Origin of the sequence: Advenella sp. S44, assembly GCF_002810445.1 — a bacterium.
GTDB lineage: Bacteria > Pseudomonadota > Gammaproteobacteria > Burkholderiales > Burkholderiaceae_B > Advenella.
This window is the reverse complement of record NZ_NEXS01000001.1, coordinates 408241-420752: the sequence shown is the minus strand read 5'-3', so window position 1 is coordinate 420752 and position 12512 is coordinate 408241. Positions and strand designations below refer to the sequence as shown.

13 protein-coding genes are annotated in these 12512 nt (G+C 48.1%); 8 read left to right on the top strand and 5 right to left on the bottom strand.

The window, feature by feature from the left end; genetic code table 11:
- Positions 1 to 6: 6 nt before the first annotated feature.
- From CAP48_RS01970 to CAP48_RS01960, 3 genes are read left to right on the top strand one after another with little or no spacing between them, the layout of a single operon-like run.
- A complete protein-coding gene (locus CAP48_RS01970; protein WP_100694322.1) occupies positions 7 to 789 on the top strand; it encodes an enoyl-CoA hydratase/isomerase family protein in 783 nt (260 codons plus the stop codon).
- 34 nt (positions 790 to 823) lie between these two features.
- On the top strand, positions 824 to 2389 hold the full coding sequence (locus CAP48_RS01965) for an AMP-binding protein (protein ID WP_100694321.1): 1566 nt from the start codon (positions 824 to 826) through the stop codon (positions 2387 to 2389).
- A gap of 37 nt (positions 2390 to 2426) precedes the next feature.
- Positions 2427 to 3212 carry an enoyl-CoA hydratase/isomerase family protein gene (locus CAP48_RS01960; protein WP_161495176.1) on the top strand — a complete coding sequence of 262 codons (786 nt, stop codon included), beginning with the start codon at positions 2427 to 2429 and terminating at the stop codon, positions 3210 to 3212.
- A 9-nt stretch (positions 3213 to 3221) separates the two neighbouring features.
- On the opposite strand, the gene CAP48_RS01955 is transcribed toward CAP48_RS01960, so the two are convergent.
- Positions 3222 to 4010 carry an IclR family transcriptional regulator gene (locus CAP48_RS01955; RefSeq protein ID WP_100694319.1) on the bottom strand — a complete coding sequence of 263 codons (789 nt, stop codon included), beginning with the start codon at positions 4008 to 4010 and terminating at the stop codon, positions 3222 to 3224.
- A 182-nt stretch (positions 4011 to 4192) separates the two neighbouring features.
- On the opposite strand from CAP48_RS01955, the gene proC reads away from it, so the two are divergent.
- Positions 4193 to 5029 (top strand): pyrroline-5-carboxylate reductase, encoded by an 837-nt coding sequence (proC, locus tag CAP48_RS01950; protein ID WP_100694318.1) that lies wholly within the window; start codon positions 4193 to 4195, stop codon positions 5027 to 5029.
- Between the two features lie 246 nt (positions 5030 to 5275).
- On the opposite strand, the gene CAP48_RS01945 is transcribed toward proC, so the two are convergent.
- The 4 genes from CAP48_RS01945 to CAP48_RS01930 all read right to left on the bottom strand — a co-directional run bounded on the left by CAP48_RS01945 (position 5276) and on the right by CAP48_RS01930 (position 8819).
- Positions 5276 to 5935 carry an NUDIX hydrolase gene (locus CAP48_RS01945; RefSeq protein WP_100694317.1) on the bottom strand — a complete coding sequence of 220 codons (660 nt, stop codon included), beginning with the start codon at positions 5933 to 5935 and terminating at the stop codon, positions 5276 to 5278.
- A 512-nt stretch (positions 5936 to 6447) separates the two neighbouring features.
- Positions 6448 to 7353 carry a MaoC/PaaZ C-terminal domain-containing protein gene (locus tag CAP48_RS01940; protein WP_100694316.1) on the bottom strand — a complete coding sequence of 302 codons (906 nt, stop codon included), beginning with the start codon at positions 7351 to 7353 and terminating at the stop codon, positions 6448 to 6450.
- A gap of 3 nt (positions 7354 to 7356) precedes the next feature.
- A complete protein-coding gene (locus CAP48_RS01935; RefSeq protein ID WP_100694315.1) occupies positions 7357 to 8547 on the bottom strand; it encodes a CaiB/BaiF CoA-transferase family protein in 1191 nt (396 codons plus the stop codon).
- An 80-nt stretch (positions 8548 to 8627) separates the two neighbouring features.
- Positions 8628 to 8819, bottom strand: coding sequence for an acyl-CoA dehydrogenase family protein (locus tag CAP48_RS01930; protein ID WP_255411693.1), 192 nt, complete (start codon positions 8817 to 8819; stop codon positions 8628 to 8630).
- Positions 8820 to 8931: 112 nt separating this feature from the next.
- On the opposite strand from CAP48_RS01930, the gene CAP48_RS01925 reads away from it, so the two are divergent.
- Genes CAP48_RS01925 through CAP48_RS01910 form a run of 4 tightly spaced genes read left to right on the top strand, consistent with a single transcriptional unit; the run spans position 8932 to position 12495 of the window.
- Complete coding sequence (locus tag CAP48_RS01925) at positions 8932 to 10071, top strand: CaiB/BaiF CoA-transferase family protein (protein WP_242444290.1); 1140 nt, start codon at positions 8932 to 8934, stop codon at positions 10069 to 10071.
- A gap of 21 nt (positions 10072 to 10092) precedes the next feature.
- Positions 10093 to 10755 (top strand): TetR/AcrR family transcriptional regulator, encoded by a 663-nt coding sequence (locus CAP48_RS01920; protein WP_100694313.1) that lies wholly within the window; start codon positions 10093 to 10095, stop codon positions 10753 to 10755.
- Positions 10745 to 11503, top strand: coding sequence for a crotonase/enoyl-CoA hydratase family protein (locus CAP48_RS01915; RefSeq protein WP_100694312.1), 759 nt, complete (start codon positions 10745 to 10747; stop codon positions 11501 to 11503). Before CAP48_RS01920 ends, CAP48_RS01915 begins: the two co-directional genes overlap by 11 nt.
- Complete coding sequence (locus CAP48_RS01910) at positions 11500 to 12495, top strand: NADPH:quinone oxidoreductase family protein (RefSeq protein ID WP_100694311.1); 996 nt, start codon at positions 11500 to 11502, stop codon at positions 12493 to 12495. The genes CAP48_RS01915 and CAP48_RS01910 overlap by 4 nt, the downstream gene beginning before the upstream one ends.
- The last annotated feature ends 17 nt before the right edge of the window (positions 12496 to 12512 follow it).

Below are 12512 nucleotides of genomic sequence, written 5' to 3'. Positions count from 1 at the left end.
TTGAAAATGCAATACATAAAAAACGAAATGATGGATTCGGTACTGGTGCTGACACTGAACCGCCCTGAATGTCTGAACGCCTGGCATACAGACATGCGCACTGAAATTATCGACACCATAGAGCAAGCGGCAAAAAATGAGCAAGTGCGAGCCCTTATTATTACCGGTGCAGGAGACCGGGCATTCTCGGCCGGACAGGATTTAAACGAAGCTCATGATTTTGATGGCGACAGGGCAGAGGAGTGGATCGGAGAATGGGAACGATATTATGACGCGCTGCGCAGTTTCCCCAAGCCTATTGTGATGGCGCTAAATGGAACGGCGGCAGGGTCTGCATTTCAAGTGTCGTTACTGGGAGATATCCGCGTTGCACACCCGGGAGTAAAGATAGGGCAACCAGAGATTAACTCCGGCATTGCCAGCGTGACCGGGCCCTGGATTATGCGTGAAATGCTTGGCTTGTCCAGAACCACAGAGTTGACGTTGACAGGGAGAATGATGGATGCCAAAGAGGGGCATCAAATTGGGCTGATTCATCATCTTGTTGCGCAATCAGAGGTATTTTCAAAAAGTCTGGAAATCGCCAGGGAGCTGGCCTCGAAGCCGCCGATTGCCATGCGAATGGATAAGGCGCGCTTCAAGGAGATAACCGAAGCGAGCTTTCGGGAAGCCATTGCTGCTGCGACGCGTATCCATCGTGAATGTTATGCCTCGGGCGAGCCGGCCAAAATGATGGAAAAATTCTTTGCGGAAAGAGCAGCTAAAAAATCGAACCCTCAGTCCGTCTGAAAATTTTAATTGCTTGGAACCTGCTGATACACTTATGTCTTACACTCATATCGATATTGACCCGGTACCCGAAGAGTCTCTTTCATCCTTGCTTGATCGACGCGCACAGGAGGCTCCTGATACCACTTTCCTGCAGTTCAAGGAACAAAAATATTCATTAAGGGAAATCAACGAATCTGTTAATCGGCTCGGAAATTATCTCCTGGCACAAGGCGTAAAGCCAGGAGACCGAGTCGCGGTGATGCTGCCTAATCATCCAGACCATATTCTGACTTTATTTGCGCTTGCCAAGGTAAAGGCGGTACGGATTCCGGTGAATATTCACTTGAAAGGTGCAGCACTAAAGCATGTGTTTGAAAGTTTGCGCCCGGTGGCTATGATTGCCGATGCTGCCTATTCCACAAATCTTGATGATGTTTCGGTGTCGCTGCCGATTACATTTTGGAGAGGCAACGCAGATGATTCATTTGCCTTTGAAAATTATAAACAATACGAAGCTGCCTCCCCTGGCGTAGATATTGGTCCTGACGATATTTTGGCCTTGACTCCCAGTTCCGGAACGACCGGCGCGCCCAAAGGAGTGCTCAAGTCGGATCGCACGCTGCGCGCTGGACCGCAAGCGATACTAAGACTGACTCAGCCGGATCCGGGCGATGTGTTCCTGCTATGGGAATCGTTGCATCACGGTGCTGGTGTTGCCGTCGTGATTTCAGCATTAATTGGAGGAACGACATTGGCCATGCTCGAAAGGTTTAGTGCCTCCAGATTCTGGGACGATGCCAAACGCTATGGTGCTACCCACATTCATTACCTGGGTACGGTGGTTCCGATGTTGCTGAAACAGCCGCCCAAAACGTCCGACCGGGAGCATTCTGTGAAAATTGCATGGGGCGGCGGCTGTCCTCCCCATCTGTGGGATGACTTTTCCAAGCGTTTCGGCGTGGAAATGAGAGAAGGGTATGGGTTATCCGAAATGATAACCTTTGTCACCGTAAACCCTGACGGGCCAAAGGGATCCGTTGGGAAACCATTGGACTACTTTGATATTCAATTGCTGGATGACAATGGCGATCCGGTTAAAGAGGGTCAATCCGGAGAAATAGCAATCAAAGCAAGAGTCCCGGGCTTGGCCTTTCTGGGATATTTTGAGAATCCAGAGGCTGAGCACTCTTCCAGACGAGGTGATTGGTTCTGCACCGGCGATCTGGGCAGGCAGGACAGCGATGGATTTTATTATTATGCCGGGCGCAAAAAAGACATGTTGCGTCGCCGGGGAATCAATATATCGGCCTGGGAGGTTGAGCGCGTTTTCGCGGAACACCCGCAGGTCGAAGAAACTGCACTCGTTGGGGTTCCAAGTGATATCGGTGAAGATGAGTTGAAATTGTTCATACGGCCAAAAAGCGGGAGCAGCATAGATCCATTGCTACTCATTAAATGGAGCGAATCCCGCTTGCCATATTTTCAGGTGCCGAGCTATATCGAATTTATTGATGCGTTCCCGAAAACCGCCACGCAGCGGATTCAAAAAAAGGAGCTCTCTTTGGACACTCACCAGGCTTGGAGTCTGGAAAAAAGCGGCTATAAAATCGGAAAATAAATTTCCGATATCGCTTATTGACTTGATTGGGAAAAATATGACTTCTGAAATAGATGTGAAAATGCTGGAAGATGGACGGATTGCTGTTGTGCAAATCAACCGTCCACATCGCCGCAATGCGTGCAACTTTGAAGCGTGGACTGATTTGCGCGATATCTTTGTAGGGTTTGCGTCCAATAAAAAAATACGTTTGGTTATTCTGAGCGGCGCTGGCGGGCATTTTTGTGCCGGTGACGATATTACAGCGTTTCGCGCTGTGCTTGACGACAAGGAAAAGGCCGACACCTATAGGGCCCGCATTCAGGAGTGCTATGCCTCTATACAAAATCTCGGAGTGCCCGTGATTGCAGCCATTAGCGGCGTTTGTGTTGGCGGGGGGTGCAGTCTGGCCCTGTGTTGTGATTTTCGCGTCGCAGACTCTAGCGCCAGGATTGGCGTTCCTGTCGCCAAGCTGGGTCTTGTATATCCGACGATCCAGTTAATCCGACTCAGTCATTTGATTGGTATTGGCAAGACGAGACGCTGGTTGTACACCGGTGAACTGGTGGATTGCAAATCGGCATTTGAAGCCGGATTTCTGGATGAAATGTGCGAGCATGACGTGATGAATGCTGCGCTGGCTTTTGGCTCTTCCATGATAGACGGAGCGCCCTTGTCGATATCTGGAAGCAAGTTGCAATTGAACGCAATCTCAACGAATTGCGTAGACGACTATACAGACGAAATAGAGAAAATTATAGATCGATCAAATAATAGCCAGGACTATAAAAATGCGGCCGCTGCGTTTGCAGAAAAGCGGCAGCCGCAATTTATCGGCGAGTGATGCCAATTTTCAATTGTTGGAAATAGCAGAACAAGTTGCCAGAAGAAGGTCAGCATAGCGTTTCGGATCCGTTTTCTGGTTCCAGCGCGGTGTAGCAACAGTAACGCTTATGCTGCCTTGTACTTTTCCAACCCGATCACATATGGCGCCAGCTGTTGATACGCCACCGAGACGATATTCTTCCTGGGTAAAAGCGTAGCCGACTTTTTGGACTTCTTGGACCCGCTGAAATATCTTGTCGATGCGGGTCTCCGTGTACTGCGTGTACGCTTTCAATGTGGAGGATCGAAGCACATCATTGATTTGTTCTTCAGAAAGTTCGGCCAGCCATGCCAAACCAGATGCAGTACAGAAAGCAGGCATATGGGAACCGACCTGGATGTTGGGATTGATGGCATGACGGGTAATAATTCTTGAAACAAGAATCATATCGGTACCGTCTAAAACACTCAGGTTGACAATCTCTTCGGTTTCGTCCGCCAGTCTTTGCAAATAAGGCATCGCTTTCGAAAGCGTTTCATTGGCGGCAAGATACAAATGCGCAAAATTGAGCAGACGCGGAGAGACTTCAAACTTCTTCGTACCCGGGTCTCGACGCAGATACCCTAATGTCGTCAACGTGTAAGTGAATCTTTGAATGGCGCTAATATCCAGCCCTGTTAACTCTGACAGCTGTGACATAGACAGATGCCTATGGGAGCTATCAAAGGCAGAGAGTACGGAAATCGCCCGTTCAACGGCGGTTACATAGAATTTTGACTCTCTGGGGTCGGAGTTTTTTTTTGAATCGGCGGCCATAACAAGCGGTTTCAAGCGAGAAGGGATTGGTTCTGTTAACAATGGATTTTATCGGTTTTTTGTCGGGGATAGAAAGTAATTGCTGATCAGGGACAATAACGTCAACGGAATCCGTTGTCGCTCCTGTGTTGGGTCTATAAAAACAGTGTCATTTGCAAACTATAAAGAAGGGAGATATATTCGTGAATATTCTATTTTTAGGTTACGGTAAAATGGGAAGCGCTTTGGGGGAAATGTGGCTTTCCGGGAAAGTGGCCCAAAAGATTGTGGCAGTAGACCCGCATGCGTCGGGTCTTGTTTATCAAGCGGACTGTCTTGTCGATATTGAATGCGTCCAGGGCACCCGGTTTGACGTTATTGTTGTCGCAGTAAAACCAAATTTAGTGACCGATGTATTAGAAAAGCTCAGTGCAGAAATTTTGTCAGGGGCCTGTATTGTCTCACTTGCAGCAGGCGTCTCTGTCAGCTCTGTGGAGTCGGCCACTGCAACAAAGGTGCCTATTGTACGCGCTATGCCAAACGCAGCTGTCCAGGTCAACGCCGGCTGTACTGCCCTGTATACCAATCATCCGCTTGCCGACTATCGTTTTGAGTTGATTAATAAACTGTTTGAATCAGTCGGTAAGGCGTTTTGGCTGGATAAAGAAGAACAACTGGATGCGGTCACAGCCATCAGCGGAAGTGGGCCTGCTTATTATCATTTATTTAGTGAAGCGCTTGCCGATGCAGCAGAGTCACTCGGTTTGCCCGCGTCTTTATCCCGGGATTTAGTCGCCTGCACAGCATATGGTGCGGCCAAGTTGCAATGCCTTCCTGAGGCAAATCTACAGATGCTGCGACATACAGTGACTTCTCCCAATGGGACTACCCACGCGGCGATCGAAGTTTTTGAGCAAGACTATGCTCTACGTGAACTGATCATAGCGGCATCAAATGCAGCGTATAACCGGGCAAGGGAGTTGAGTGGATCCACCTCAATGGATCCCCTTCAGCGACGTAATTCAGCATTTTTCGAATGACACAACACTGCTTTGCGCGATTCGACCCCAATATGCTCGTGTTGAAGACATCCTCTGCGTCGCAACAATCTGCTTCTTATGAGGAATTGAAACATTCGGCGGATAATGGGCGGTCTGCGGCTCTCTGGTTCTTTCCATTGAAAGTATCGTGCCCGTGACGTCATGTCGTTTAGACACCTTCAACCGTTGTGCCGAAGGCTCCTTCATAATAATGTGCGGGGTAACGATGGCACCACTGGGTATCTCCTATTTGAATTGAGGAAATGCCAACATTCCCCGAAGTATGAGAAGGCATGATGTGGTGTGTGTGATTTTCCCAGTAAGAACATATTCCACCGCTGTCTTGAGCGCAATGGTAATAGGTTCGACAAAGTCATCAGTGTCCGGCTTTGCCGGCAGCGCTTCCAGTTCAGTTGCTATAAAAAGATGATCTCGGGTACGTACCAAGGTAGTAAAAGGATCTGTCGGGCCCAGATACATTAATCGGCCCGCCTTTACTCCCGCCTCTTCTGCGAGTTCTCTGCAGGCCGCTTCGTCTATCCATTCATTGGCGTCTATGCCACCACCGATAACTTCGATCATTTCCTTCTGTTGGGCGTACTTGTATTCCTTGCCCAGAATAACCTGACCGTCTGGCAGTACGGGAAGAATGGCTACACCATCTTTCATGTCGACCAAACCGAAAATGCCATCAGTTTGGTCCGGCCTGATAACCCTATCTTCCGTCACCTCTATCCACGGATTCTTATAAATCGGGACAGTTGATGTGACCAAATATTGTCCTTTTCTACGCATAGCAATTTGAAAGTAATGTGTTTTTTGCTCGACCGGCTTGGCCGAGCTTGCATGACTGTATTGTTTACACTGCACCAGCTGGGCCGAATTTGTGCGCTCTTTAAAAAGCAATCAAAGCGGCTCATAGCGGCGTGGCTTGTTTACTAACTGTACTTTTTGACGCATCGTAGTGCTAAATTTATTTTATGGAAATGATCTTTATTAAAGTTTTGCTATTCTTTCAGAATTAACTGCCGTGAATCGAGCGCTGGGGGCGTTATTGCCTGGCGACGGGTGCGACGATCCGATTGAGCAGGGATGGGCCCTGGCGATGAAGATTTTCCGGAACTGTGCTGATGAGCCTGTGGAGACGCGGAAGTCAATAATCTAGGAAGTCGTACACCTGCCTTGAGCTGAAACACGTATGCATACTGGTATTCTCGCTGCGGCAGCGGCTCTCCAGAGAATATCGGTCGTTCGGCTGGACTAGCGCTTGCGCGCGAATAATACCGTTATTTATTTCTAATAGGTAAATGAGAAACCTTCGTTTATCTCATCTTCACCATAAACGGGACTGCGATTGCATGGTAAGGATTCAAAGAAAGTATGGGCAGCTTTAATGCAGGGATTTTTAAGCAAGAAAGTCAAAACGATGAATATGATCCGGCTAAAGTCGCGGTTCCTCCGTCCAAGACGATTGAATTTCGCTCACATGCTTTGCACTGAAAATGCCATTGCTCTTTTTCCTGCCAGAACTCGATAAGTAATTTCTCTCCAGGATAAACGATGCCTGCGTACCGTGTACTTATTTTCCTTATTTGACTCGTATCGCTGTAACGGGCAATCTTCATCAGATTGAAAGCCACGATTCCTAAAGTACATAAGCCATGTAGAATTGGACGCGCAAATCCGGCATCGCTTGCAATTTCAGGATCTACGTGTAAAGGGTTTAAATCCCCAGATTGCCGGTACAGCAGCGATTGTGCTTTGGTTGTTTGCCATTCGACTGAATAGTCGGATGGGCGATCAGGTACAAATTCGTCATTCCTTTTGGGCGAAGGCTCACCACCAAACCCACCGTTTCCCCGCGCTAAGGCTCTAGCATGCAGACGAGATATGATTTGACCCGATTCATTAAGAACAAGCGTTCTTTCCCAATGGATAACCGCACCTTTACCGATGCCACGGTCATAAACGTGCGTGACTCGAACGTAAGAAGTGACTGAGCCGGCTGAAGGAAGCTGATTAAAGACGTCAAGACGATGTGATAAAGCAACGAGCTGTGTTAAATCAATGCTATGTTTTAAATCTTGCAGCCAGGCGGTGGGTGAGGCAAGAGTCGCGTTGAAAGTTGGCAATATATTCAGCTCTTTCTCATACACGAATCCAAGCTCAAATGGGTCTTCTGGGGCTTGACCAACACCGACACCCAATGCGTATATGATTGCATCACGTTCGTTGTACCTCTCCTGAATTGGATTGAACTCTTGTAACGGTAGCTCTGATAGCAGTATCTTGGGAGTCTGATGACGATTTGTCCAAATACTCATTGTTTACTCGCACAATAACGAGATTTCTTCTTGGCTATATCCTAATTCATCTAATATTTCATAGGTGTGCTCTCCTAATTTCGGAGGCCCTATACGGATTGATCCAGGAGAATCCGAATAAGAGGTGGGTATATCTGGCATGAGAAGATGTCCCTCACTGGCATGATCAAAACGCTTGAAGAATTTTGCTTCGTTTAAATGCGGGTTTTTGAGCAAGTCGTTCAGGCCGCTAACCGGGCTTGCAGGTAAATCAGCCTTTTCAAAGCGTTGCAGCCATTCGGCTGTCGAGCGAGCCAGCAGATTATTCTCGACTATCTGGTAAAGCGCATCTATATTCTTCATTCTGCTTCCGATGCTATCGAACCGTGTATCGTTACTCAGTTCGCCAATATTCATTACTGAAAATAATCGTTTCCATTGAGCGTCCGTGTTGGCGATAAAACAAATGTAGCCATCTTTGGTCGGTAACGGGCGATGAAATTTACCAAAAACACGTGAGTATCCGACGTTTTCCGTGGTTTCGTTGCCCTCTGGGATAAACACCGCATCAGACATGTGTTCAAGCAGATTGAATGAAACCATTGATTCAAGCATTGGCACAGCAATTTGTTGCCCGTTACCTGTACGTTCCCGATGGAACAAGGCTGTTGTTATGGCCGAATACAGGAAATATCCACAAAGCTTGTCAGTAAGCAGCATGGGAAAATAAGACGGTTTTTCGCCTGCGCGTTCATACAGACCGGCAATGCCACTCATGCCTTGAATGACATCATCGTATGCAGGACGACCGAAGTAGCTTCCTCCTTTGCCAAAGCCTTGAGCAGATGCATAGATAAGTTTGGGACATACTGGCGACAGCTGTTCATAGTCCAGTTTTAACTTTGTTATTGCACTGTCTCGCATGTTATGAACGAATATGTCCGCTGTTTTTAAAAGTTTTACTAACGCTTCAATTGACTCTGGCCGCTTCAAGTCCAGCGTCACGCTTCGTTTATTACGGTTCAAATTCAGAAAAAACGATCCCATCGACGCACTTCTGGTGCGTCCGATCCCCCTGGTCGGATCTCCTGATGGTGGCTCGATTTTAATTACATCTGCTCCCATGTCACCCAGTAGCTGCGTTGCAACCGGGCCAAATACAAAATTTGTCGCGTCTACTACCCGAACTCCTTGTAAAGCTCCCGTCTTGGTCATAAATTGTCCCCGCTGAAGTCAGTTTGATTAGTGAGTTTATGGTGCCGTTTGTCATGATCGTGCTTTTTACGATATCTGAATCAATACGTGAGTAGTTGGACCTCTGTGACACCTTCATAGATTCTTAACGCGCTGATTTCTCTATATAGATGTTTCAACTCAGATCCAGTCTGTACGCCTGCTCCTTCCCAACGCTGAATAACAGACTCTATAGCCTCCTGTGCGGATGCAGTAGCCATCAACTTGGCCATGGTGGCTTCACGGGCCTGCATGGGGAAGGGACAAATTGAACAAGCATCGAAAGCGACGAACATGTTGACAAATAATAATACTACGTAGTAGCATTATTATCAATAAATTATTATTTAACTCGATGAGAGACTTATGATGAATCGCCCTTTGGAAGGACTTTTGGTCGTCGCTGTGGAACAAGCTGCGGCCGCTCCGTATGCCTCTTCCCGGCTGGCCGATGCAGGCGCCAGGGTTATAAAAATTGAAAGGCCTCAGGGCGACTTCGCCCGCGGCTACGACAATGCCGTGAATGGAGACAGCACGTATTTTGTCTGGCTCAATCGAGGGAAGGAATCCATCGTGCTGGATTACGGACAGCCGGAGGACGCGGCGTTATTGCAGAGACTGATCTCAAAGGCCGATGTGTTCATCCAGAATTTGGGGCCGGGAGCATCCAAGCGAGCAGGATTTGGGTGGGAAGAGTTACGCGCTAAATATCCTCGTCTTATTACCTGTGATATTACCGGTTATGGAGAGGAGGGCCCCTTTGCAGATATGAGAGCTTATGACTTACTGGTCCAGGCGGAAAGTGGCATAGCGTCGGTGACCGGAACAACAGAAGCGCCAGGCCGAATCGGCATATCGGCTTGTGATATTGGTACTGGCATGTACGCACATGCCGCTATCCTGGAAGCAATCATCCAGCGAGAGAAAACAGGGCAGGGTAGCGCGATTCACGTATCCCTGTTCGAAGCAATGTGTGATTGGATGAGTGTTCCGCTATTGCATTATGACTATGCCGGCACAATTTGGCCCCGCGTAGGGCTGGCTCATCCAACGATTGCTCCCTATGGTGCGTTTCCAGTCGGAGGCGAGTTGGGAGAAGAAAAAACGATTTTGCTTGGCATTCAGAACGACGGTGAATGGAAAAGATTTGCGAGTGTTGTGTTAGAGCGGGAAGATTTATTGGATAAACAAGAATATTCGACTAATCAGTTGCGCGTAGAGAATAAGCAATCATTAAACGACCTGATCTGCAGTTTGTTAAGAACTATCTCTATGGAAGCCTTGCAGGCGAAGCTGCGAAAAGCTGGCGTTGCTTACTCGAGAGTCAATGATGTTGCAGCACTTTCTGTTCACCCGCATCTCAGGCGAATGGCCGTCAACACTAAAAATGGTGAGGTTGAACTAGTTGCCCCACCGGCCACTTTTCGAGGATCAAATCGAAAGATTGGTTCTGTGCCAGCTCTGGGTGAGCACAGTGATACGATACGTGCGGAATTTGGATCTTAACGAATTTATTTGGAACTGACCATGGCACGAAAACGTCAAATTGGCACCCCGGAAGGGGACGAGAAGCAGCTAGCGATATTGGATGCCGCTGCGGAAACATTTATGAGAATGGGGTACGCGGCAACATCCTTAGATGATATCAGTGATCAATACGGCGCGACAAAAGGGATTATTTACTATCACTTTCGTAACAAAGTGACGCTGTTTTTTGCTGTTCTTCGCAGAGCAATGGAGTTGACCCGGGCAGCGATTGAACCACATGCCTTAACTGAAGATTCAGCTCGTATACGTCTAATGAAGATGGCAGAGGCGCACACTTTGCTAATGATGGAACACTTGCCGTATTTACGGGTTTCCGGGCTTGGAGCTCAAATGCATATGAGTGGGAGAACCAGTGAAAGTGAGCGAGAAGAAATGAAGATTATCACGCAAATGCGCGATGCAAATGAAAACCTTTATATCCAGGTTCTGGAAGACGGGTTGAAAAATAAAGAGTTCCGAGAAATGGATGTACGCGTTTCGGTCAAGCCCCTACTCGGTGCACTGAATTGGACTTCACGCTGGTATCAGCCTCGTGAGGGCGAGACACGCAGTCAACGTGAAAAATTAGCCAGAGAAATATCGCTGTTTGCGGTTCACGCTTTCCTTCCCAATCCAACCTTGAATAAATCCGATGAAAAATAAAATTATTGTAGAAAAAAATCAGTACGTAACCACAATTATTATCAATCGGCCAGAGGTGAAAAACGCTCTGGACAAGGAAGCGACTGCGGCGCTCGGGAAGGCAATTGCCGAGTTTGAAAGTGATGATGAGGCGCGTGTGGCCGTTTTATGTGGCGCTGGCGGCGCATTCTGCTCGGGCGCGGATCTAAAAGAGCTATCTCAAGGAATTGAGTATGACGCATGGGCAGGTGCAAGCGGGCCGCTTGCACGTCCTGCGTCAAAACCAGTCATTGCCGCGATTGCCGGACATGCATGCGCGGGCGGATTAGGGGTTGCTTTGTGGTGTGATTTGCGCGTCGCTGAGCAATCGGCATCGTTTGCCGTACTGTCCAGACGCTGGGGTGTTCCGATGAGCGATGGTACTACCGTTCGACTTCCAAGAATTGTCGGTATGGGACATGCCATAGATATGCTTCTGACTGCGAGAATTGTCTCTGCCCCGGAAGCGTTAACAATGGGCCTTGCCAATCGTGTCGTGGCTGATGGGACAGCGCGTACAGAAGCCGAAGCCCTTGCAAAAACAATTGCTCATTTTCCGCAGCTTGCGATGATTTCCGATCGTAGATCGACCTATGAACAAAGCAATCTGTCGTTGGAGCACGCGCTCAAATTAGAAGAGGAATTGGCTCAACAGGCAAAAAAAATAGAAGCTCAGTCGGGCGCTTCTGAATTTGCAAGCGGCGCAGGTCGACATGGGAGAATTCAATGAGAGCGGTAGTGTGTTCCGGTTTTGGCCTGGAAAATGCGTCGATTCAAGAGGTATCCAGTCCCGCGATGAGTTCTGAAGGCGTACGCATTTCTGTAAGGTCAATAGGAGTCAGTTTTGCAAATCTGCTGGTGATTGACGGGAAGCATCAAAATAAATGGGACCCTCCCTTTACGCCTGGTACGGAAGTGGCAGGGATTGCAACAGAGTGCGGCCCAAACACTCATCATATAAGGGTTGGAGACAGGGTCGTTGCGGGGATAAAAACCGGCGGATACGCTCAGGAGGTTGTCGCTCCCGAGAATACGGTATTCAAACTGCCTGATGCCGTTTCTTTTGAAGCTGCTGTTCATTTTCCAACCATCTACGCCACAGCGTATGCCGCTTTGAAATGGAAAGCAAATTTATTAAAAAATGAAGTGCTTTTAGTTCACGGCGCTGCCGGTGGCAGTGGACTGGCAGCTATCGAAATTGGCAAACAACTGGGGGCCAAAGTGATAGCGACAGCGGGAAGCGACGACAAAGCCCAGGTAGCAACGGAACACGGGGCTGATCTTGCAATTAACTATCGCAATGAAGATTTCAGGGACGTTGTACTTAAGGCGACACAAGGACGGGGCGCCAATGTCGTTTTCGATCCTGTGGGTGGCGCTATCTTTGACACCTCCTTACGATGCATTGCCCCCGAAGGTCGTATTATCCCGATGGGTTTTGCAAGCGGAAAAATACCTCAAATTCCAGCAAATATTTTGCTGGTAAAAAATATTACTGTAATAGGCCTTTACTGGGGATATTACATGGGGTGGGCCAGGCAGGAGCCAGAAAGCCACGTGAGTTTGCTGGTTCGAAATGGATTTCAGGAAATGCTGGAATGGACGGCTTTGGGAATACTTAGACCCAGAACATTCAAAACATTCAGTCTGGAAAATTTTCGCGAAGCCCTTGAGGCAATCTCCAGTAGAGAGGTCATCGGCCGGGTTGCAATGCACCCGTAAATACAAAATTTTTGAAA

Excerpts from the sequence above, each read along its gene's own strand:
- CAP48_RS01970 (WP_100694322.1), top strand. The coding sequence starts at position 7 with ATGCAATACATAAAAAACGAAATGATGGATTCGGTACTGGTGCTGACA.
- CAP48_RS01965 (WP_100694321.1), top strand. The coding sequence starts at position 824 with ATGTCTTACACTCATATCGATATTGACCCGGTACCCGAAGAGTCTCTT.
- CAP48_RS01960 (WP_161495176.1), top strand. The coding sequence starts at position 2,427 with ATGACTTCTGAAATAGATGTGAAAATGCTGGAAGATGGACGGATTGCT.
- CAP48_RS01955 (WP_100694319.1), bottom strand. The coding sequence starts at position 4,010 with ATGGCCGCCGATTCAAAAAAAAACTCCGACCCCAGAGAGTCAAAATTC.
- CAP48_RS01940 (WP_100694316.1), bottom strand. The coding sequence starts at position 7,353 with ATGAGTATTTGGACAAATCGTCATCAGACTCCCAAGATACTGCTATCA.
- CAP48_RS01935 (WP_100694315.1), bottom strand. The coding sequence starts at position 8,547 with ATGACCAAGACGGGAGCTTTACAAGGAGTTCGGGTAGTAGACGCGACA.
- CAP48_RS01930 (WP_255411693.1), bottom strand. The coding sequence starts at position 8,819 with ATGCAGGCCCGTGAAGCCACCATGGCCAAGTTGATGGCTACTGCATCC.
- CAP48_RS01925 (WP_242444290.1), top strand. The coding sequence starts at position 8,932 with ATGATGAATCGCCCTTTGGAAGGACTTTTGGTCGTCGCTGTGGAACAA.
- CAP48_RS01920 (WP_100694313.1), top strand. The coding sequence starts at position 10,093 with ATGGCACGAAAACGTCAAATTGGCACCCCGGAAGGGGACGAGAAGCAG.
- CAP48_RS01915 (WP_100694312.1), top strand. The coding sequence starts at position 10,745 with ATGAAAAATAAAATTATTGTAGAAAAAAATCAGTACGTAACCACAATT.
- CAP48_RS01910 (WP_100694311.1), top strand. The coding sequence starts at position 11,500 with ATGAGAGCGGTAGTGTGTTCCGGTTTTGGCCTGGAAAATGCGTCGATT.